Source organism: Marinicauda algicola (genome assembly GCF_017161425.1).
Taxonomy (GTDB): domain Bacteria; phylum Pseudomonadota; class Alphaproteobacteria; order Caulobacterales; family Maricaulaceae; genus Marinicauda; species Marinicauda algicola.
This window is the reverse complement of record NZ_CP071057.1, coordinates 39227-59784: the sequence shown is the minus strand read 5'-3', so window position 1 is coordinate 59784 and position 20558 is coordinate 39227. Positions and strand designations below refer to the sequence as shown.

Below are 20558 nucleotides of genomic sequence, written 5' to 3'. Positions count from 1 at the left end.
AGCAGCCTTCATCGAGATGTCGCTTCGCCGACACCGCCGTGTCGCCGGACGGTCAAGCTTTGCCCCTATGCGGTCCACCCGTGCTTTCTTCATTGCCACGGGGGATTCCCATGACCTATCGCGACCTGCTGCTCGGCACCGCCGGTATGCTGTCCATCATCGCTGCGGGCCCGGCGCTCGCCCAGGAGCCGACGCAGGACCAGGAGATCGGCGGCGACGACCTCGTCGAGGCCGGCGAGGCTCCGGCCGCGGCCGACACCATCGTCGTGCTTGGCCAGCGCATCCAGTTCCGCAACCGCTCCGACGAGACCGAGCCGGTGCTGGAATACGACTCCGAATACTTCCAGCGCTTCGAGCCCCTGACCGCGGGCGATGCGCTGCGCCGCGTGCCCTCGGTGACCTTCCTGTCCGACGTCATCGAAAGCGACGGCCCGCGCTTTCGCGGCCTGGCGCCGGCCTACACCCAGATCCTGATCGACGGCGAGCGCGTGCCCGGCGGCGAAGCCGACCGTTCCTTCTTCATGGACCGCATCCCGGCCGAGCTGATCGAACGCGTCGAGATCGTGCGCTCCTCCTCGGCGCGGCGCACCGGCGACGCGGTCGCGGGAGCGCTCAACATCGTGCTGCGCGACGGCTACGACCTCGACGGCGGCTATGTGCGCGCCGGCGCGCTGCGCTTCGACGACGGCGAAATCAAGCCGAGCTTCGGCGCGGTCTATGGCGGCGAGCTCGGCCAGGGCCGGATCCTGCTCGGCGCCAACGTCCAGGGCCGCTACAATCCGAAGGAGAAGTTCTCGCTGCGCTATGGCGACAGCCCGGAGAACGATCCGGCCTTCGCCACGAACGAGTTCGACAATCGCGAAGACCAGACCGACACCCGCGACGGCACGGACTATTCGTTCAACGGCCGCTACACGGTGGACATGGCCGATGGCTCCGAGTTCGAGATCGGCGGCTATCTGACCTTCACCGACCGGACCGAGAACGAGCGCTCCTTCGAGTATGACGACCCGACCGCGGTGACCGGTCCGGTGCCGGGCGGCAACCTGCTGACCGACAACCAGCAGCGCCAGGAGATCGAGCAGATCAACTGGACCATCGACACCGAGTACGAGCGCCCGGCCTTCGGCGGCGAGATGGAGGCGCGTCTCGGCTACTCGATCTTCGACGGCGAGAACAACAACAACGAGGACGAGATCGATTTCGAGGACGGCGAGATCGGCCTCGAGCGCGAGCTGGAAAGCATCGAGGATCAGGAGCTGACCTTCGAACTCAGCCAGGTCTGGGAAATGCGCAGCGGCGTCGCGTTCGAGATCGGCCTGTTCGCCCAGGACAAGCAGCGCGATACGGAAATCCTCGCCGGCGACGAGGACCAGCCCTTCGCCCAGCCGTGGGACCAGTTCAGCGACCAGCCCTTCGATCTCGGCTTCGCGCGTCCCGATGTCGACACGTTCGACGGCTCTGTCTCGGCCATCGAGGAGCAGCGCCTCGACATCTATTTCGTGTTCAACGGCGAGAACGGCCCGCTCTCCTGGGAGGCCGGCCTGCGCTACGAGAACACCTATGGCGACATCACCGACGAGGTGACCCCGCAGTCGGTGGAAAACAACTATTCCTTCCTCCTGCCGAGCGCGCACCTGCGCTACGAGCTCACGCCCGAGGACCGGGTCTACGCCTCGGTGGCGCGTACGGTCCGCCGTCCGGGCTTCGACTTCATCAATCCGGCCCTGCTGGAGGAGGAGATCGAGGACGACGACTTCCTCGGCAATCCCAACCTCGACCCGGAGAGCGCCTGGGGCTTCGATCTCGGCTATGAGCGGCGCATCGCCACGAACGGCGTGTTCGGCGTGAACGTCTTCTACCGCGCGGTCGAGGACCTCATCGAGCTCGCCAATACCGGCATGGAAGGCAGCGAAGGCCCCGGCACCTTCGTCTACCAGCCGCGCAATACCGGCGACGGCGATGTCTACGGCATCGAGTTCGACCTCTCCACGCCGCTGACCATGTTCGGCCTGGAGAACACCGGTGTGTTCGCCAACTATTCCTGGCTCGACTCCGAGGTCACCGACTTCCTCGGCGACCGGCGCTTCAACAGCCAGTCCGACTACGTCTTCAACGTCGGCTTCATCCAGTCCCTTCCCGCCTGGGACAGCGCCTTCGGCGCCACCTATCGCGAGCAGGGCGACGCCTTCGAGCGGGTCATCGCCGAGGAGGTGACCACGAGCTACGGCGCCGATCTCGAGGTCTTCGTCGAGCGCAGCTTCGGGGAAAGCGTCACCGTGCGCCTCGTCGGCCAGAACCTGCTGAACGCCTCCAAGGACGAGGTCTTCAACAAGTTCGACAATCTCGCCGACCAGATCGCGCGCGATTTCGACGAGTACGAGCTGGAGACCGAGGAAGCCGGTCCGGTCGTGCAGCTCATGGTCCGCGCCGCCTTCTAGCCCGGACCGGAACGCCTGACACAGGGGGGATGCGCCGGGTTGCCGAGGGGGCGGCCCGGCGCTTTTCTTTCACCGAACCCGAAGAGGATCAGACCATGACCCGTCCTGCCGCCCTGGCGCTCATCACCCTCGCGCTCGCGGCCTGCGAGCAGGCCCCGCCGCCCGGCCTTCCCGCCCGGGAGGTGGCCGCCACGGCCGAAACCGCACGCGTCGCCGGGTCGGGCGATGCCGCCGACGACCCGGCCGTCTGGGCCGCGCCCGATCCGGCCGACAGCCTCGTTCTCGGCACCGACAAGACCGCCGGCCTCTACGCCTTCAATCTCGATGGCTCGATCGCCCAGCGCCTGCCGGTCGGCCGGCTCAACAATGTCGATGTGCGCGGCGGCTTCATGGCCGGGGACCGGGAGATGGCGATCGTGGCGGCCTCGGACCGCACCAACATCGCGATCGCCTATTTCCTGATCGACCCGGCGACGCGCGAGATCGCGCCCGCCGGGCGCACGCCGCTCGATCTCGTCGACCCGTACGGCGCCTGTCTCTATGTCAGCCCGGTGGACGGCTCGCACTACGCCTTCGTCAACGACCAGGAGAGCACCGACATGGTGCAGCTGCGCCTGAGCTGGGACGGTGCGGGCGTCACCGGCGAGCCGGTGCGCCGCTTCACCATCGGCACCCAGCCCGAAGGCTGCGTCGCCGACGACCGGACGGGCGAGCTCTATGTCGGCGAGGAGGCGGTCGGGGTCTGGCGCTACGGCGCCGAGCCGGGCGACGGCGAGGCGCGCACCCTGTTCGCCGAGGCCGATGGCGATCGCATCGTGCCCGACGTGGAGGGCCTCGCGATCTGGCCGCAGGGCGAAACCGGCGGCTATCTCTTCGCCTCTTCACAGGGCGACAGCGCCTATGCCGTCTACGAGCTCGAGACCGGCGCCTATGTCGAGCGGTTCCGCATCGCGGACGGGACAGTGGACGCCACCACCGAGACCGACGGCATAGAGGTGTTCGCCGGCGATCTCGGCCCGGCCTTCCCGCAAGGCGTGTTCGTGGCTCAGGACGATGCCGACGACAGCGGCGGGCAGAACTTCAAGATCGTCGATCTCGCAGACATCGCGCCCCTGCTCGATCCGGCCGAATGAGAAAACCCCGGGGCGTCCGCTCCGGGGTCTTGCCGGTTCCAGGCCGAAGGCGGGGCGGCACTCGGGGGCTTCGCATCTCCCGCGTGCCGCCCCGTTCAGGCCGCCGGACCGGTCAGAGGAGGCCCCGGACCGGCAGCTTGACCGGGAAGCGCTAGACGCGCGCTTCCAGGATCATGTTGGTCTGGGTCTCGGCGGCGCGGCGCACATGGGTGAAGCCGGCCTCGTTGAGCACCTGCGTCAGGCGCTTCTGTCCTGCCTGGGCGCCGAGCCCGAGCCCGACCTCCTGGGCCCTGGAGGCCGGCGTGCAGATGAGGGTCGAGGCGGAATAGAAGAGCTGCCCGAGCAGGTGCAGGTTCTGCGAAAGGCTGTCGCCGGCCAGCGGCTCGACCACCATCAGCGTGCCGCCGGGGGCGAGGCACTGGCGGATGCGGTGGGCCGCCCCGACCGGATCGCCCATGTCGTGCAGCGCATCGAAGATGCACACCAGATCATAGCCGTTCGCCGGCATGTCCTTGGCCGCCACCGCCTCGAAGCGGATATTCTCGAGGCCCGCCTCGGCGGCGCGCTCGCGCGCGGTCAGGATCGAGGGCTCGTGGAAGTCGAAGCCGTGCACGGTCGAGTTCGGGTAGGACTTCGCCATCAGCACGGTGGACGAGCCGAGGCCGCAGCCGAGATCGGCAATCTTCGCGCCGGCCTTCAGCTTCTCCTCCACCCCGTCGAGCGCGGGGATCCAGCTCGACACCAGGTTCGCGTCGTAACCGGGGCGGAAGAACCGGTCCGTCCCGCAGAAGCAGCAGGCGTGATGATCCTCCCAGCCGCGGCCCTTGCCGCTCGCGAAAGTGTCGACGGCCTTGTCGTGCGTCGTGTGCTGGGCGACGAGTTGCTGGATGAAGCCCTGCATGCAGGCCGGATGGCCTTCCGCCGACAGGACGAGGGCCTGTTCGGGCGTGAGCGAGAAGGTCTCGTCCTCGCCGTGATAGGTCACGTAGCCCGCCGCGGCCTGCGCGCTCAGCCATTCCAGCAGGTAGCGCTCGTCGACACCGGCACGCCGTGCGATGTCGACGACGCCGGCACGCCCGCCGTCGCGCATCGCGCGGTAGACGCCGGTCTGGTCGCCGATATAGGCAAGCAGGGCGGCGAGCGAGCCGCCGATATCGCCCATCACCTTGCCGGCGAAGGCCTCGAGTTTTTCCGGATCGACAGAGCCGGCAGTGTTGATATCCATGGGGAGAGTCTCCCGGCGCGAAAGCGAATGCGACCCGTCCGGGGCGCGCCGCCACCCGCCGGGTCCTGACCGTCTGGTCCGCGGGATCGACCGCCCGCGGTTTCGTTGAGGAGCCCTCTTCGGGGCCTTGCGTTGACTCCAGCGTTGGAGGCGGCGTTGAAACGCAGGCCGCAAGCGTTGGAATCGCATCCCGCGCCGGTTTTTTCGCTGCGCGCGGACGCCGGTACGCCTCGCGCAAGGCGCCGGCCCGATGTGGAAGCTATGAAGGGTGTTGCCCCGAGGACCGGGCTGGCGCCGGCCGCGAGGCACCGGCAGGCTGACTCCCGACGTGACAGCCCCGCCCGCCTCGCCTAATTTCCCCCCGCGTGTCCCCGTAGCTCAGCAGGATAGAGCACGGGATTCCTAATCCCGGGGCCACAGGTTCGAATCCTGTCGGGGACACCATTCATTCGGGAGCCGACATAGCCGCCCGCGGACACCCAAAATTCGCGCCTGAATTCCGAGGCTTGGCAAAGCTGTCCGGTGACAGAGACCGCAAGTGGGAGACGTTCCAGCCGAGATCTCCCCATAGTCTCAGTGCGCGATGGTCCGTGGTCCGCTTACCCTGTTACGGGGCGATTTACAGGGTATTCCCGACCAAATAGGCCCCGATCATGGATCGGGGCGTGCGATTTTACAAATAGCATCAGTGGCTTATTCTTGATTTCCTTGGTCGACCTAACAGGGAAATTTTCGTTTGGATCAGGGAATATCTGGCACCGATCAGGGAGCGCTTTTCCGGTTTTCTGGGAGAGTTAGTCGGAGCCAAATCCGAAGGCGCGCGCCTGGTCATTCCAGTCCATCGGGATCTCAGTGCTCGTGAACGAATGAGTCGACAAATGGACCGGCTGGGTACCATCGGCGATCGCCTTCATGATTGCCGGAGAGAGAAAAGCCATCTGGAGTCGGCTCCGCAGAAAGCGCGGGCTGAGCTTCTCCCGTTCGGCCAATTTATCGAGTGGCGTACCGTTTCGAAGCTCGCCGAGCCACTGGATCGCGCGGGCCAGGGTGCGCTGCATCCGGGCATCGGGTTCGGGCTTTCGCCGGCCAAGGATGAGCTTGGTCTCCACACCGCGCCGGCGAAGCGTGTACGGCGCCCGGCACACCAGCATCTCGTCGGCAAAACGATCAGGCTCGATCTGGAGCACTTTCCCCAAACTCTGCGCGCAGAGGCTCAGCGATATCTCGCCGGGCTTCACGATCGCAGACCTGATGAGCTGAAGCCTCTCTTCGAGCTTTGACTCGGCGAGGGCATGAAGCGTGCTTTCGAGACGATGCATATCTGCCGCTCCCGCCATGCTCTCCGCGAGGACATGATGGAAACCATTCGTGAGATGGTCTCCAAGCGCGTTCCCGACCGCATTTTCAAGAGCGACCGCTGGAAGCCGCAACCCCTCGATCCCCTGCTCGCCCGACCTCTCGATCAACGGCGCCGAGACGTAGTAGCGGTATCGCTTCTTCTTCCGCTTGGTGTGGCAGGGAATCATTCTGTTGCCCTCGCCGTCCCAGAGTCGGCTGACCAGCAGGCTGCGCGAGGCCGGGTCCTTCACGTTCCTCGGGCGGTCGGACGCGAAGGCGAGCTTCTCTTGAACCCTCTCGAAGAGCTCCGCCTCCACGATGGCCGGATGCTGCCCCTCATAGACCTTTTCTTTGTGACGGATCTTTCCGGCGTAAATCGGGTTCCGGAGAATCTGGTGGATCCGGCCGCGGGACGGAGTGACTCCGCCGCAGAGCTTTGGGTTCCTAGACTCGCGCTTCTTGGTCTTCAGTCCCAGACGCTCGGCTTCAAGCTGAACCTTCCTCAGGCAGCCCAGCTCGGCATAAAGCCGGAAAAGCGTGCGTACCGTCTCGGCCTCAGATTCAATGATCTTTAGCGTACGCCCGGCCGGCTCGTAGCCCAGCGGGCAGGCGCCACCCATCCAGAGTCCCTTTTTCTTGGACGCGGCAATCTTGTCGCGGATGCGCTCGGCGGTGACCTCCCGCTCGAACTGCGCGAAAGAGAGCAGGACATTGAGCGTCAGCCGCCCCATGGAGGTCGCGGTGTTGAAGGCCTGGGTCACGGATACGAAGGAGCAGTTCGCCGCGTCGAACTCATCGACGAGCTTTGCAAAGTCGGCGAGCGACCGCGTGAGGCGATCGATCTTGTAAACGACGACAAGATCGACCTTCCCCGCCTTCACGTCGTCGAGCAATCGTTTCACCCCGGGCCGCTCCAGGGTTCCACCGGATATGCCGCCGTCGTCGTAACGATCTGGCACGAGCTTCCAGCCTTCGTGGCGCTGACTTGCGATATAGGCCTCGCAGGCCTCTCGCTGAGCATCGAGCGAGTTGAATTCCTGGTCGAGGCCCTCCTCGCTCGACTTCCGGGTATAGATCGCGCAACGCAGCATCTTGCGTTGTGGCATGGTCTGAACGTTCATTGCTTTTTCCCCGTGAGGTTGAAGAAGCGAGGTCCGGACCAGCGCGTACCGGTGATCGCCGTGGCAATGGCCGTGAGAGAGCGATACGTCTCGCCCTTCCAGACGAAGCCGGTCTCGACTACATCGACCACGTGAGAGATTCCGTTCCACTCGCGCACAAGACAGGCGCCTGGTTTCAAGCCCGTGGTTTTCTTACGCGCCGTTTCGTTGGCGATGTTGGTGAGTCGCCGGCGAAGGGCGGCGGGAAGACCGCCCTTCGCTTTGACCTGGACCTCGTAGGCGAGGATGCGCGCCAGGAGCACGCGGCTCATTCGGCGCGGCGCGGGCTTGCCGAAACACCTACTATAGGCATCGGAGAGCGCTGCATGATCCATCCCGGCTATCTCGCCAAGGCTCGGAAGCGTTCTCATCAGGACACCCTGCCCGCCAAGCGATAGCATGACGTCTTGCTTCCATCATCAGCGGAAATCCGCTCGACCTCGAACCCCGCCTTGCGTAGCCCGCTAATCGCGGCGCGAGTGGTATGGGCTTGCCAGCCGAGCGTCGTCGAAAGTGCCTCGATGGTGACGCCCTTGCGCGGCTTGAGAAGTTGGGCGAGTTGAGCCTTCTTCGTGCCGGGCTTGAGGACCGACGGCTTCGGTTCGGTGACGGAATCGACAGATCTTGCTGCGGACTTGGACATGGAGTGCCTCCAGTGAATACGCGGGCAGGATGCCGGCGCTTGCACTGAAGCGAGCCCGGAGCCGTTACGCGTATGCGCGTCGGGCCTTTCCGGGCGGTGTTCGCATGCATGCTCGAAGGTGCGGTGAAGTCCAGTCCGCTTCTGCCTCTCGCTCACTCGCCGCCAGTGGCGATCCGATAGCGCGAGCAACCGACGTAACGATCGCGAGAACGCTCGACCCGTAACTCCGCTTTGTTTGCAGATCGGTATCGAGTAGCGCCATTCCGTGATCGCGGCGCGGCCAGGTCATGAACTGGGAGATTGCATCGACTTGGCCGGCATGAGGGCTCTTTGGAAACGCACGCATCTCGCGTCGCAGAGGCGGCCACCACGCGACCTCAGTCGGCAACACCACCTAACCGGCATTCATCTAGTCGAGGTGCCACGACTGGGGGATTTCAGAGCGTTCATTCGTCTTGCTCAGAAGGCGTGTTTCAGCCTTTCGCGGCTGAGATCGAGCAGCCCGTAGTTCAATTCGTAAAGCGATGCCCTTCAAAGGCAGAGGTCAGAGGTTTGACTCTCCCCGGGGGCCCCATCGGTTGTTGGACGTCATAGAACGTTGGACAAAATCCAAGTAATTTGGATAGGCGGGTAGACAGGCCGCCGCTTGAAAATCCGCGTGTCGGCAGTTCGATTCTGTCCCTGGGCACCATCCAACCTCTTGAAATAATTGCGCTTTTCGCGCTACCCCGCTCCGAGCGGGATAGGGTATTGCACTGCTGCACAGTGCGACACGATACCCTGAGATTCCAACAAGTTACGAAAGCGTCCGGCTGCTCCGTGCTGCACGGATGCTGCACGGGACGCTGCGTTTCAGTCGTGTGATTGGCTCTCTGCCGGAGTATCGGGATCGCGCCGGTAATCGAGATAGGGGGCAACATGACGAGTCCGCTCTGGTGCAGGGACGAGTGGATTCTCGCCTACGACGTTCTCAGAGCGAACGGGTGGTCCTCGCGACGTGTGGCTTCTGGCGATGTCAAAGAGCTTGTCAGTTCGATCAAGGCGCTTTGGAGCGCGGACCGCGCGCAATGGGACTGGCATCGGAGCGAAGCCGGATGTAGCTCGAAGCTTAGTGCCCTCGATGCCATCCATCGGGGCAAGCGGTCGGGAGCCGATCCTCTGGGTGGGCAGGTCGTGGACCGCTTCCAACGCGACCCTGCTCGCCTTGAGGCTATCGCGAGCGCGATAAGGCATGTTGCTGCGGCTGGCATCAAGCTTGACATGACGGTTCCGGCCCGTCGCCGCAGGCAAGATTCACCAGATGGCTATCTCTTGCTGGAAGCGCACCGGCTCTGCGAAGAGACCGATCAGTCCCGCGAATGGGTCAGAAAACATATCACGAGAGCTCATCGATCAGCCGAGTGTCGACGTTGCGGCGTTGATATGCGGGCGACCTTCGGGGACGCGGCAATCCACGTGGCCCAGGCCCACATTCAAACTCCCTTCGAGAGGATGCCGGAGGCACGGTCGAAGTCACTCCGCCGGGTGCTCATGTGCGCGAACTGCCATGGGGTGGTACATGCTACCGGGGAGCGGGTTCGCTGAGGGGAACCGGGATAAACTCCGGCTGCTCGCTGGAAAGCATCGGCAACACGCTCGGTCACAAGAGCCGGGAGACGACCATTCGATACGCCCAAGTGCGCGACGAAGCGACGCGTCCGGTTGCCTCGGCGGTTGGATTGGCTTGAATGAGGTGGGCCGGGGCCTCGGCGGAGCGTCCCGGCCTCACCGATCATTGTTTACCGCTGGGTGAGGTCACCCATTCGGCGACCGCTTCTCCGACCGTGACGTAATCAGGATACTTCTGTTGCAGTTCGGACAATTTCAGGGGCTGTATAACCTCAGACTGCCAAGATGGAATCGCTTTTCGCATCGGCCCGTCAGGCCGAATTCCAAGGCAATGTTCTAAGTCGATGTTCCATTTCTCGATCAGGTCTGCTTGAGATTTCAAGTCGCAAAGTTTAGTCAGCGTCTTGGCTGCGCCTTGTTTAAGTGAGCCATCTGGCAATCGGTCTTCATCAAGTACTGCGCACCAAGGTGTCGCTAATGATTGCAGCAGCGCCGCGTAATCAGGAAGGTTATTTCGCGAGCCCACTTGAATCAGACTTACGCTGCCCGCATCAAGGTCTGCGCCAAGAATTTGGAGAATGTGCTGAAGCGCGAATTGGTCGTCAGGCCCCTCACACAATATCACCTTGTCCGCGAAGAAGATTTCGCCGTTGTCGCGTTCGTCAAGTTTGGCTTGTGTCTTGAGCCCGGGGGGCTTTTCATGCGGATCGGTGAGCGCCAAACTTACACCGTCTTCCGATCTTCGAATCTTCCCTATCCGTTGATTTTCGGTGAGATTTATAAATTCTGGTGCATGAGTGGTGGCGATGACCGTCCACCCTTGGGCAGCGAGGCGTTCAAGCACCTTTCGCAACCGTCTGCGCAGGTGCGGATGGAGGTGCGTCTCTGGCTCTTCGAGTAGTAGCACCACATTGTCCCGAGCTTGGTCTGGCAACTTGCTAAGCACTTCGAGTGCGGCAAGACGAACCATGCACTGCCAGCCCTCGCCCATCCGTTCAAGCGGTGTTGATGCTCCGGTGCCGTCAGCGGCAAACGAGAGTAGAAGCTGCTGCCTGATCCAGTCCTCGATTTGCTGGATGCGTGGCGCCAATTCGATCTTACCCTGCGAACCTAGGAAGCCGGTTAGGCTCTCCTCAAGCATGGGCCGTATCTCTTTTGTCCAAAATGGGAATTCCGATACTGCGGTATTAAAAAAATCGTAAGCAGAGTGAATGGTTTCTGGCATTCGCTTTTGTTGACCTTGATAGTCAAGCGTCCAGCTTTCGTTCAGCATTCTTTCTGCGAGTATCTTTGATAGCCGGTTGAGAGGTCCAGTTTTCCAAGAGTATAATGATGACTTTAGGTCGCTCGGCCTTATAAGCATAACTTCGGGCAGATAGGACCGAATATCGTCATGCCGCGCGCTATTCGGGCGCCAATCAACGTATTCGTGATCTGCATAAGCTGCTTTAAGTTTACCCTTTAAGGGAGTGCTACGCGAGAGTGAAATAGCCTTTCCATTCCGGTCTAAAAGATTAAAGTGTTTCGACAATTTCCCCGATGACGATGTTTTTCCTTTCGCGCTGAGGAAGTGAACCGGCACTGGATTTCCAACACCTTGAACCGCCGGGAGCTCTTCTTCTGATTCCGCAGAAAGTCGAACTCTAACGCTGAAGGATTTCGCAGCGTCGCCGTTTTTTGAATGGTAGAAGTCGAAGGGATCAAGATCGTACGAAAAAAAGCCGCCCGACTTGAGGGCAAATGCTATTGCATCAAGTACCGTGGACTTCCCGGCGTTATTAGAGCCGATAAGGTAAAGCGGGGTCTCGCTCGAAAGCGGAACGGTTATTTCTTTGATGCCACGGAAATTTGTCGCACTTAGTTCAGCTAATTTATATCTGACTGCCAAGGCTCGGTCCCTTCAATCGCGCCTCGTTTTCATTGCGACGCTCCGCGCCTAAAAGGAGGCGTCAGAATTGCTCTTACGTCAAGGTTGTCTGGCCCACTCGAGTGATGGGCGCTAACTAACTCGTAAATCCGGTCGTCGCAAAAACGGTCGTTTCCGAGGCAGCCGGCAAGAGTTTACGGGAGTTGTTCCAAGTGCAGATAAATGCGTCTTAGATTCCGTCTCGAAATTGCCTGCCGTCCCAATAGCGTGATTGGGCGTCCTAACCTGAACAGCGCAAGTGCGCATAATGGAAATATGGTCAATTTCCAAGGTAGCAGGGATGGTCTGAGCGCTGGCTCATGACCCGAGCGGTTGAAGGTCAACTTCTCATAATGCGGACATGCTGCGAGTCAACACGTAGACCGGAGCCCCTCGCCGGGATGTTGTGACGCCGGACATCGCCTCAGCTAATTGCATTTCGGGAGATCGTGGAGCCCGGCGATTTCTTCCGGCGTCAATGCGCGGTCGTACACGACAACATGATCGATCGTCATTCCGGCATGAATGTGTAATGGCGTGGGCACGTTGAAGGAGCCGAGTACGACGCCGAGGTCGAGGGCTGGATTGCTCGTCGCGACCGCGGCACCATGATTGTAGAGTGTCAGCGCGTTTGCGCCGTAATCGGCCACCGCATGAAGCGAGTACCAGCCCTCAGGATCGGGCGTTGCGGCGTTCTGGATGCGGACCTGACCGTTTGATCGAAGCGTGGCCACGGCCTGATCGCTGCCGGTCGAGAGCCGGTAGCCGCGCGGGTTCGTCCACTTTGAAACGATATTGCGTTCGCGCCACTGGCTTTGCCAGCGGGCCACGACCTCCACGGTGAAATCCTGCCCATCGGCGAAGTCCACATCGGCCTGGGGGAAAGCGAATGTGTGATTCACCGCGATGGCTTCGGTGCCATAGCGGCCGCTGACGAGCGTACCCGAGCCAGACGCGGCGATCGACCCGCCGATCCGGTCATGGTCGGGCAGACCGGTTTCGGGCCGGTAGTAAAACACCGCCCCGGGGGGCAAGGCTGCACAGTCTATCGCGGGCTCGCCGCGCAAGACGTACAGCGCTCCGGCATAACTGCCCGTCGTCTGAAATCCGATTGCCGGTTCCGATAATCCGTCTGCGCCCATCACGTCGCCTAGAAAGGACAGGTTCTGCCCGGAGCCCGGCGCATGGTAGTAGATGGCGCAACCATCGGGCAGAGATGCGGTCAGGTCCACCTGGGAAGCGGGACAGGTGTGCGGATTGACCAGCCAGGCTCCGCCGCCATCGCCGCCAGTGGCGCCCGGATGGAGCGTTCCCAGCAGCAGCCGTCCACTTGCCGGGTCAGCGGCGGCGGCCGCACCGAGCACCTGGGAGGCAAAGCCGAGGATCGTCGTTCCCCTGTAGGGCACCCCCTGAGCTCCGCCGGTTTCGAGCAGAAGGTCGTAGCTTGGGTCGCCTGCGCCCAACCCGCCGGAGAGGGCGCGCAGATAAGGCCCGCCATAGATCAGGAAGGCGGCACCGCGATAGAGTTCGCTCGGGGCCGTCCCCGTGGACAGGCGGAAGGCAGTGACAATGAAGTCCTTATAACCATCCTGATCGATATCGCCGGCGCCCGCGGCGGCCCAGCCGGCATGGGCCGCCGCACTGACCGTAAGCCCTTGCGGGAGTGCGGGTGGAACCATCCTGATGCCGGCGTCCGCGAGATGGCTTCCCCGCAGTACGCCCGTGGCAGGCGAGGGCTGAGAGAAGACCAGATAGGCGGCGCCGTTATAATGGCGCACGCCGGACTGGATGTTGTCTGCTCCGTATGCGCCGAACACGACCTCGTCACCCGGCACACCATCGACGTCGCCGACACCGGCTACGCTCCAGCCAAGATGTTCGTTGTGCGAAGATTCACCAACCAGCTGGAGCGTGGCCGGCCCGCCCGAAGCGCCGACCTCCCGGATCGGCTCGTATCCCTGACCCGATTGGGCCGGAACCAGAAGATCGCCATGCACGATATAGCCGCGGCCCCAGTCCCAGACATGGTCGTAGAACGCACCGACGAGAAGGTCCGGGGTTCCGTTCGCATCGAAATCGGCCGCCCCGACGGCCATGCCAAACCAGCTCTGGTTTTTAAGCGCGGGGGTCACGAGAATGGTGCGTTCGCCCAGCGCTGACATGGCGTTCAGAGATGCGGGTGTGGACGGCGCACCGAGCACGACCAGAACAGCGCCATTGCGGCTGTCATGGGCGGGCAGGCCGATGGCGAAGTCGTCGCAGCCGTCGGCATTCAGGTCGCCGAGCCCCACAACGTTCTCGCCGCTGTTCGCTCCACTGACGACATTGCCCGTTGCGACGCCCTCGATGACGAAACCGGGCGCCAGTGCGAAGCCGTCCGCAGGCAGCGGGTGGGAAAAGGGTGCGGCCTGGCCGAAGAAGACGCGGACGCCGTGATCGAGGGAGGAAACGGCCCAGTCGTCGCGCCCGTCGCAATTGAAATCGCCGATGCCGGAATGGCCGGTCGAGAACCGGGTGCCGGCCGCCTGGCCATCTATGCGAAAGCCATTCGTCCCGTCGAGCGTGTCGAGATCGAACAGGACCTGTGCCGAAGCACAGGGCGTTGAGACCAATAAGCACGCGGCAGCAGCGCTGATGAGCATGTGCATGGCGATCGTCCTTCGTCCTGCGGCCGGCGCAAGTGCGCCGATCGCGTTAGCATGGCCCTGATCGAGAGACGCGCCGATCCCATGAATTGGGGAGTGCAGCCGGGACGGATAGCACCGTCGAAAGAAAACGGGCGGCCTTTCGGCCGCCCGGAAGGTGGGAAGATAGAGCGTTCCGTCGCTCAGTGCCTCGGTTGGAAGGGCACATCGCGCGTGACACCGTCGTAGGAGAGTCTCAAGACAGCTCTCTCGCTGGGCTGGTCTTCCCCGGCGGTGCGGAAGTAGGTCATGGTCAGCACGAATTCTATCCCGCGAGGACCGCATTCTTCGCGGTCATGGAACTCGACGAGTTGACCGTTCGCGCCATGGAAGGTGACCGTGCGCTCGATGCGATAGGTGGTGTTCACCTGAAGCGGAATGGTGAAGAAGGTCCCGGACGCCGAACTGCTTCCGTTCTGGTATGTGATGATCCCGGTCTGGATCGTATTGCCGCCACTCTTCAGCGAATATGTCTCTCGCATGCTGGAAATGCCGCCGTTCGCCAAGATGACGTAGTCGGCATAGGCCTGCATGATCTGGCCGTATCCTGGATTGAGCGAAGGCATGTAACGATAGAGCCGGGGGTCATCGGCGTCTCCGGTTCCGATCGGCTGGAAGACTGACGCGACCTCGGCTCCACCTCCCGGCGGGCAGCACGGATCGGACACCGGCGGAACGACGGGGCGATCGTGCAACACCACGCGGGCGCAATCCTCGTTGTTGCGGCGGTTGGTTTCGCCCTCGAGCCTTGCCCGCACGCTCGCGCAATTGGAGACCACGTCCCCGGCTCCGACCGTGGCGGTCACCGTCAGCGGCGGCAGGGTATCGCCGGCGCCGAGCGAGACGGCTTCGTAGGTGCAGGGGAATCCGCCGCCCTGGCAGGTCCAGCCGCTTCCTTGCGGCCAGGACACCGAATAAGGCGAGAAATTGGCCGGAACATTGTCCTGCACCACGATCGCGCCGTTCGGGAAGGAGGCCGATCCGCTTTGGTTCTGGACGACGATCTCGAACGACTGCTGGGTGCCGATCTGCCAGCCGTCCTCGGCATCCACCGGCTCCTTGCTGATGGTAAGGTCGTAGCCTCGAGGGGGCTCGGCGCGTTTGCACTTCGGTGCGCGCGCGAGAGCCGCGATCTCGTTGGGCGACAGGGCTCGGTCGAACAGCTCCACCTCGTCGACATCGAAGCTGCCCCGCTCATCATAGCCGCCCCGGCCAATTCTGAGTGGAACGTTGTTGTCGAGGCTCGCGCCGGCCGGAACCATGTGACTGCCGGTATGAACGAGTTGGCCATCGACATAGAGGCGTACGGCGCGTTCGCGCCGATGAATCGTTGCCGCGACGTGACGCCACTCCCCGTTCGCAACGCCGGTTTGGGATTCGACATTGTATGAATCGTTGGGAAGGTGGGTCTGCATGCTGATCCGGCCGTCATGGACATAGAACATGTAGCCGGCGGTATCGCGGTTGCGCTTGTCGACGATCGGCAGGACGCCGCGTCTCTGACTGGTCCTTATCCACGCATCGACCGTGAAATCGCCGGCGCCGACCTGCATTCCGGCGTCCGAGGCGAACTCCACGGAGTTGCCCGGCGTGACGCTGAGCGCCGCGGACGCATTCGACCAGGGATCGGCCGGCTGGCCCGGCGATCCAACGCCGTTCGCGGTCCGGTTGCCGATGAGTTCGGACATCTGCCCATCCTGTGCGAACCAGAACAGCATGTCGTCCGGCGGCGGTGTGCATTCCTGCGCGATGGCGGCACTTGCGATCGGCATTGCCGACAAGCATGTCAGCGCGGCCGCAGCAGCTTTTAGAAGTCTCATTTCTTCCTCCGAATTAAAGCGGGGCAAGCCCACCCCTCGCGAAGGCAAGTCTGGTCGAAGAAAGTCCGGCCGCGTATCCCGAGTATGGGGGAGTAAAGGGACTACGGACGGAATGTCGGTCGCGGTTGATATCCCGAATGTTGGGGGTGGTGCTGCGGGCCTCTAGCCAGCAGGATCGAGCGGACCGAGTGAGACTGGATGACGATGAAATTCACCATGCCGGTACTCTGCGTGGCGGGCCTGGTGCTTGCGATGTCGCCGGGTTCCGTTCATAGCGAAACCCGGCAGCCGCAGCCCTCCGCCGAGCGCGGCACCACGCTCGCCTACAAGCACCGCGATCCGGTCACGGCCGTGTCAACGATCGGGTGCGAAGGCGGGGACGGCGAACGCTGCGATCCCTACCGGGGCGACACGGCGTGCTCGCAGGCGAGGCCCCTGATCTGCTTCAACGACATGGAAGTGCCCGCTCCGCGCTCCCTGCCCCCGGGGGTGAGAACACGATCTGGCTGGGCGGTGTGATCGCGACGACCCCGGAGGTGACGGGAAACGCATTCGCAACGGCGCAGGACGCGCACGGCTATTGCGAGCAGCAGTTCGGGCCGGGCTGGCAGGCCCTCTCCATCGAGTCGGGCCGCGCGGTCAATTTCCGCGCCTACGGCTTTTTCGGTGACGACGAGCAGCGCGCCTGGGTGGACGTATCCGGCGGCGCGACCTGCTGGGTACCCGTCGATGACGGCGAAACAACGCCAGAATAGCCATTCCCGGGAGCCTGAAGTAGAGTTTCCGCGGGAGGAGCAGGACAGGGGACCGGCAATGGCGCGCCTGCGCGTGTTTGCCTGGGGGAGCTTCATCGGCCTGTGCCTGGCGCTTGTTGCGCTCGGCTTTGCGTTACCGCTCGCCCTGCGACCCGTCTCCGCGGACGCGGAGCCGGACGGTCCTGCTCAGCCTGGCATGGCCATCCTGCAGGATTTCCCGTGCCACCGCGCCGAGACCAAGCAAATCTTCGTGCGCGGCGTGGAGGACGGATTCTCGATCGAGGGCCGCGAGTTCGGACGCTTGCATCCCAGGCTCGAAAACGAACGCACGCGTTCGGTCGCCTTCGGCCCTTATGATCAGGTTCAGGCCGACCGCATTCTTTCAGACTATTTCGAACTGCCGAGCAATATCTCGAGCGGGGTCTTCGTCACGCGCCTGCGTCCGGTTTCAGGCAACGGCACCGACACCCTCAGCATCGGGGATGTCTCGCCGTTCAGGGCGGGCGAGCGGTCTCCGACCGTTTCGATGCACCGGCTGACGGCGATGGCCGAGGAAGGAACCTGGACCATCGAGGGTGATCTCCACTCGGCCCGGTTCGAAGAACTGAGGCTGCAACGCTATCGGTCCGCGACACATGAGGAACCCCGCGCATTCCATCTCGATGGGGATCTCAATACGATCCTGGATTATGTGCGCAGCGGCGATGGCGTTCAGATTCTCGATGTCTGGATCGGTGATGATACGGCGGTGGATTTCATCGGTGTCGCGGTGTGCGAAGAGCCGCCCCGGGAAAAGGGTGTCTCGCTGGTCCTCAATAGCAACTGGCGCCGATCGAGCACGGGCGCCAGCGCGCTGGGCTGCGATGAGTGGCAGGGTGACCATTATATCTGCGACCCCTATCTCGGAGACACGCCGTGCGAGACGGCGCAACCCTTGCTCTGCTTCTTCGATCTTGGCTCACCGGTCCCGGCGGGCGCAGAGGCGCGAAGCACCTATGAATTCGACTGGAGCGGCGGGGTCATCGCCACGACGCCGGACGTGCGCGGCGACAGCTTCCGCACGATTTCAGAAGCTGATGCCTATTGTTCCGGCCAGTTCGGCGAGGGGTGGCGCACGGCCCGTTATCACGACGGGCTGCGCCCCGGACGGTTGTCCGCATTCGGCGGGCTTGGTGACGAGGCCCGCCGAGTCTGGGTCGACATCATGGGTCAGCCCTATTCCACCTGCTGGACGAGGTGAGGCATGGCCGGATCGAACCGCCGGATCGCAATCCTGGAGGATGACCCGGACCTTCGCGGGTATCTCGCGACCATCGTCAATCATGCGAGCGGACTGGAAGTGGCGTTCAGCGCCGGCACGGTGGCCGAAGCGGTCGCGGCGTGCCGCACGCAAGCGTGCGACCTCGCGCTGGTCGATCTGCAGCTGCCCGATGGCAGCGGGCTCGACTTCGTGGCCGAACTCAAGCGTCAATGCGACGCGCGCACCCTGATCCTGACCGTGCTGGGCGACCGCCAGAGCGTGCTCGTCGCCCTTCATGCGGGCGCGGACGGCTATCTCCTGAAGGACACGCCGGCCGACCAGCTGCGCCGCTCCATCGAGATGACTCTCGCCGGGGAGTCTCCGATAAGCCCGCAGGCCGCGACCTACCTGTTGGAACTCATCAAGCGGGAGCCGGCCTCCAGCTCCGCCGGCTCGGCGGGGCCCGCCAGTCCGCTGACCACGCGCGAAGCGGAGATCTTGCGGCTCTTCTCCCGGGGTCTCTCCTACCGCGAAACCGGGGAGGTTCTTTCCATTTCCTCCCATACGGTCGGCGATCACGTTAAGGCGATCTACCGCAAGCTCAGTGTTCATTCTCGCGCGGAGGCCATCTTCGAGGCGCGGTCGCTCGGCCTGATAGCCTCAGACGAATGAGCTCCATCAGGACGGCAGGATTGCGGGTGAAGGTATGGCGAGTTCGACCTCCGTTCCCGCCCCTGGCTGGAGAGCCGTTATCCGCAACGTTCCGTCCAGCTGACGGGCACGATGCTCCATGTTGGAGACTCCCTTGCCGGCACGCCCCTCGCCTTGAGCAGGCGGCCGATAGCCTATGCCGTCGTCGCGGAGCGTGAAGATCAGTTCGCCGTTCTCGCACCGCACCTCGACATCGAGCCGGCTCGCCCGTGCGTGCCGGATGACGTTCGTCACCGCCTCCTGCAGGAAGCGGTAGATGTGGAGAATCTTGCGCGGATTGTCGACGACCATCTGAAGAACGCCGGGCTGGTTCCAGTGCAGGGCGATCCCGGCGGCTTCGAGCTGGGCGCGCGCGCGCCCGCGGAAGGTCGCCAGAGCGGTGTCAAGCGTGTCTCCCGCATTGTCGAGGGAGTCCACGATCAGGCGGAGATCATTGAGGCTGGTCACCAGCTCCGGCTCGATACGGTCGGGGCCGACCCGGCCGGCGCGGACCCGGGCGAGAAGCGACATGAGCTGACCGCCGACGCCGTCGTGCATGTCACGCACGAGCCGCTGGCGCTCTTCCAGCACGGCGCGCTGGCGCATCTCGTTCTGGAGCGCGATGGATTTGGCATCCAGCTCCTCGCGCTGCATCCGGACGAGCCTGGAGAGATCGAACTGGGTGCGAACGATCGCCGCGATCTGGTGTACGCACTTGGCGCCCGCATATCCCGCGAGGATTACGCAGAGCGCGAGCGCGCCGATCGCGTATCCTGTCTCGCTCACCAGTGTCGCCCACGAGGGGGTCAGCCCGAGACCCGCCAGCAGAGCGGCCGAAATCACCCCCAGGAGAACCCCGAGCATGACGGCCTGCACCCCGGCAGCCGGCTGCGTCGCGAGTTCGAGCGGGCCGGGAATGCTCCTCGCGACAGTGATGCCGGCTGGGATCGCGCAAGTCATCAAGGCAAGGGCGGACAGCCACCAGGCAATTTCGACTTGCCGGGGGGCGAGTACAAGGGCGAGCGCGAAAAGGGCGGCCGCACCGAGAGCGGGACTACGGATCGCGGCTCGTGGCTGCAGGCTTCGGGCAAGTAGCAGCAGAACGAGGCCGAGCATCGCCTTGTCGGCGACCCACCAGAGCGCGCCGGCCATTTCCTGTGCGTCAGGGCCCGACCATGCGGTTCGTGCGCTCAAGGCGAGCGCGGCGAACCCGGCTGGAACGTGAGTCCGCGACTTGCCCGCCAGGGCCGCGTAGGTCAGCGCCAGAAGGCCTGCTATAATGGAGAGAAGCATCAGTGCGTGCCGGGCGAAAAGGCTCCGGCCCTGATAGCGATCCATCAAAGGTGACAAGATGTCTCCGGACCCGATGAAGATGCCCCCCGCCGAGGCCCGGCCCGAGCTTTGCGAGAGCACGAGATCGATCCGGTCGCGGCCCGGACCGAAGAACTCGGGCGGAAGTGACCAGAGTTCGGCGCGCGAGCCGGCGTGCGCGATATGCGGGGCGGAGGCTATCGGCTCGGCGAATATCGGAGCCCCGTTCACGTAGAGTTCACTGGCGCCGGAGACGGCGGGAAGAAACAAGCGGGCGGGTGGTGGACCCGTATCGCTGTCTTGCCAGAAAAAGAATAGCTGAACGTTTCGATCTCCACTAGCGGGCAGATTCCGTGGCGCGCGGAGCGATTCTCTGCTGGTGTGGTGGCGCGGGAAGAGATCCCAGCTCGCCTCGATCCAGCCGATGGTGTGCGGGGGCACACGCTGAGCTGAAAGGGAGCCGGGTATCGGGGGAATCAACAAGGCCGCCAGGATGACAAGCCCGGGAAGACCGAGCCCAGCCGCCCAGCCCACTACGCCCTCGGACCACCGAAAGCGCGACAGCCCCTCACGCAGCGCGCTTTGCTCGCTGAACTCCGCCAAG

At 63.5% G+C, this 20558-nt stretch carries 14 protein-coding genes and 1 tRNA gene; 7 read left to right on the top strand and 8 right to left on the bottom strand.

Annotation, left to right across the window (positions count from 1 at the left end; translation table 11 throughout):
• Positions 1–110 precede the first annotated feature (110 nt).
• Positions 111–2441, top strand: a complete 2331-nt coding sequence (locus JW792_RS00320; protein ID WP_135994632.1) for a TonB-dependent receptor plug domain-containing protein — start codon at positions 111–113, stop codon at positions 2439–2441.
• 95 nt (positions 2442–2536) lie between these two features.
• On the top strand, positions 2537–3574 hold the full coding sequence (locus JW792_RS00315) for a phytase (RefSeq protein ID WP_135994633.1): 1038 nt from the start codon (positions 2537–2539) through the stop codon (positions 3572–3574).
• Positions 3575–3725: 151 nt separating this feature from the next.
• Here the strand turns inward: JW792_RS00315 and JW792_RS00310 are convergent, their stop codons facing one another.
• Positions 3726–4799, bottom strand: a complete 1074-nt coding sequence (locus JW792_RS00310) for a class I SAM-dependent methyltransferase (protein ID WP_135994634.1) — start codon at positions 4797–4799, stop codon at positions 3726–3728.
• A 367-nt stretch (positions 4800–5166) separates the two neighbouring features.
• Between JW792_RS00310 and JW792_RS00305 the strand changes: the two genes are divergently transcribed.
• Positions 5167–5243 (top strand) — tRNA-Arg (locus JW792_RS00305).
• A 350-nt stretch (positions 5244–5593) separates the two neighbouring features.
• On the opposite strand, the gene JW792_RS00300 is transcribed toward JW792_RS00305, so the two are convergent.
• The 6 genes from JW792_RS00300 to JW792_RS00275 all read right to left on the bottom strand — a co-directional run bounded on the left by JW792_RS00300 (position 5594) and on the right by JW792_RS00275 (position 15958).
• Entirely contained in the window at positions 5594–7258 is a 1665-nt protein-coding gene (locus JW792_RS00300) for a recombinase family protein (RefSeq protein ID WP_206340867.1), read from the bottom strand.
• Positions 7255–7668: a DUF2924 domain-containing protein gene (locus tag JW792_RS00295; protein ID WP_135994635.1), complete on the bottom strand. Its 414-nt coding sequence runs from the start codon at positions 7666–7668 to the stop codon at positions 7255–7257. Before JW792_RS00295 ends, JW792_RS00300 begins: the two co-directional genes overlap by 4 nt.
• Complete coding sequence (locus tag JW792_RS00290) at positions 7668–7940, bottom strand: DUF3489 domain-containing protein (RefSeq protein WP_135994636.1); 273 nt, start codon at positions 7938–7940, stop codon at positions 7668–7670. The genes JW792_RS00295 and JW792_RS00290 overlap by 1 nt, the downstream gene beginning before the upstream one ends.
• Before the next feature lie 1771 nt (positions 7941–9711).
• Positions 9712–11436, bottom strand: coding sequence for an ATP-dependent nuclease (locus JW792_RS00285; RefSeq protein ID WP_135994637.1), 1725 nt, complete (start codon positions 11434–11436; stop codon positions 9712–9714).
• 446 nt (positions 11437–11882) lie between these two features.
• Positions 11883–14102 (bottom strand): LamG-like jellyroll fold domain-containing protein, encoded by a 2220-nt coding sequence (locus JW792_RS00280; protein ID WP_135994638.1) that lies wholly within the window; start codon positions 14100–14102, stop codon positions 11883–11885.
• A 179-nt stretch (positions 14103–14281) separates the two neighbouring features.
• On the bottom strand, positions 14282–15958 hold the full coding sequence (locus tag JW792_RS00275; protein WP_135994639.1) for a LamG-like jellyroll fold domain-containing protein: 1677 nt from the start codon (positions 15956–15958) through the stop codon (positions 14282–14284).
• Between the two features lie 198 nt (positions 15959–16156).
• Here JW792_RS00275 and JW792_RS00270 point away from each other — a divergent pair, with 198 nt between their 5' ends.
• The 4 genes from JW792_RS00270 to JW792_RS00255 are packed head-to-tail and all read left to right on the top strand — an operon-like array spanning position 16157 to position 18625.
• Positions 16157–16477, top strand: a complete 321-nt coding sequence (locus JW792_RS00270) for a hypothetical protein (RefSeq protein WP_206340866.1) — start codon at positions 16157–16159, stop codon at positions 16475–16477.
• Positions 16474–16713 carry a hypothetical protein gene (locus JW792_RS00265; protein WP_206340865.1) on the top strand — a complete coding sequence of 80 codons (240 nt, stop codon included), beginning with the start codon at positions 16474–16476 and terminating at the stop codon, positions 16711–16713. The genes JW792_RS00270 and JW792_RS00265 overlap by 4 nt, the downstream gene beginning before the upstream one ends.
• Before the next feature lie 58 nt (positions 16714–16771).
• On the top strand, positions 16772–17953 hold the full coding sequence (locus JW792_RS00260; RefSeq protein ID WP_135994641.1) for a hypothetical protein: 1182 nt from the start codon (positions 16772–16774) through the stop codon (positions 17951–17953).
• A gap of 3 nt (positions 17954–17956) precedes the next feature.
• Positions 17957–18625: a response regulator gene (locus tag JW792_RS00255; RefSeq protein WP_206340864.1), complete on the top strand. Its 669-nt coding sequence runs from the start codon at positions 17957–17959 to the stop codon at positions 18623–18625.
• A 6-nt stretch (positions 18626–18631) separates the two neighbouring features.
• Here JW792_RS00255 and JW792_RS00250 read toward each other — a convergent pair whose 3' ends face one another.
• Complete coding sequence (locus JW792_RS00250; protein ID WP_135994642.1) at positions 18632–20557, bottom strand: sensor histidine kinase; 1926 nt, start codon at positions 20555–20557, stop codon at positions 18632–18634.
• Between the last annotated feature and the right edge of the window lies 1 nt (position 20558).

Bases quoted from the DNA above. Each gene is read 5' to 3' on its own strand.
- JW792_RS00300 (WP_206340867.1), bottom strand. From the start codon at position 7,258: ATGAACGTTCAGACCATGCCACAACGCAAGATGCTGCGTTGCGCGATC.
- JW792_RS00295 (WP_135994635.1), bottom strand. From the start codon at position 7,668: ATGAGAACGCTTCCGAGCCTTGGCGAGATAGCCGGGATGGATCATGCA.
- JW792_RS00260 (WP_135994641.1), top strand. From the start codon at position 16,772: ATGGCGCGCCTGCGCGTGTTTGCCTGGGGGAGCTTCATCGGCCTGTGC.
- JW792_RS00290 (WP_135994636.1), bottom strand. From the start codon at position 7,940: ATGTCCAAGTCCGCAGCAAGATCTGTCGATTCCGTCACCGAACCGAAG.
- JW792_RS00315 (WP_135994633.1), top strand. From the start codon at position 2,537: ATGACCCGTCCTGCCGCCCTGGCGCTCATCACCCTCGCGCTCGCGGCC.
- JW792_RS00320 (WP_135994632.1), top strand. From the start codon at position 111: ATGACCTATCGCGACCTGCTGCTCGGCACCGCCGGTATGCTGTCCATC.
- JW792_RS00310 (WP_135994634.1), bottom strand. From the start codon at position 4,799: ATGGATATCAACACTGCCGGCTCTGTCGATCCGGAAAAACTCGAGGCC.
- JW792_RS00270 (WP_206340866.1), top strand. From the start codon at position 16,157: ATGACGATGAAATTCACCATGCCGGTACTCTGCGTGGCGGGCCTGGTG.
- JW792_RS00275 (WP_135994639.1), bottom strand. From the start codon at position 15,958: ATGAGACTTCTAAAAGCTGCTGCGGCCGCGCTGACATGCTTGTCGGCA.
- JW792_RS00280 (WP_135994638.1), bottom strand. From the start codon at position 14,102: ATGCACATGCTCATCAGCGCTGCTGCCGCGTGCTTATTGGTCTCAACG.
- JW792_RS00255 (WP_206340864.1), top strand. From the start codon at position 17,957: ATGGCCGGATCGAACCGCCGGATCGCAATCCTGGAGGATGACCCGGAC.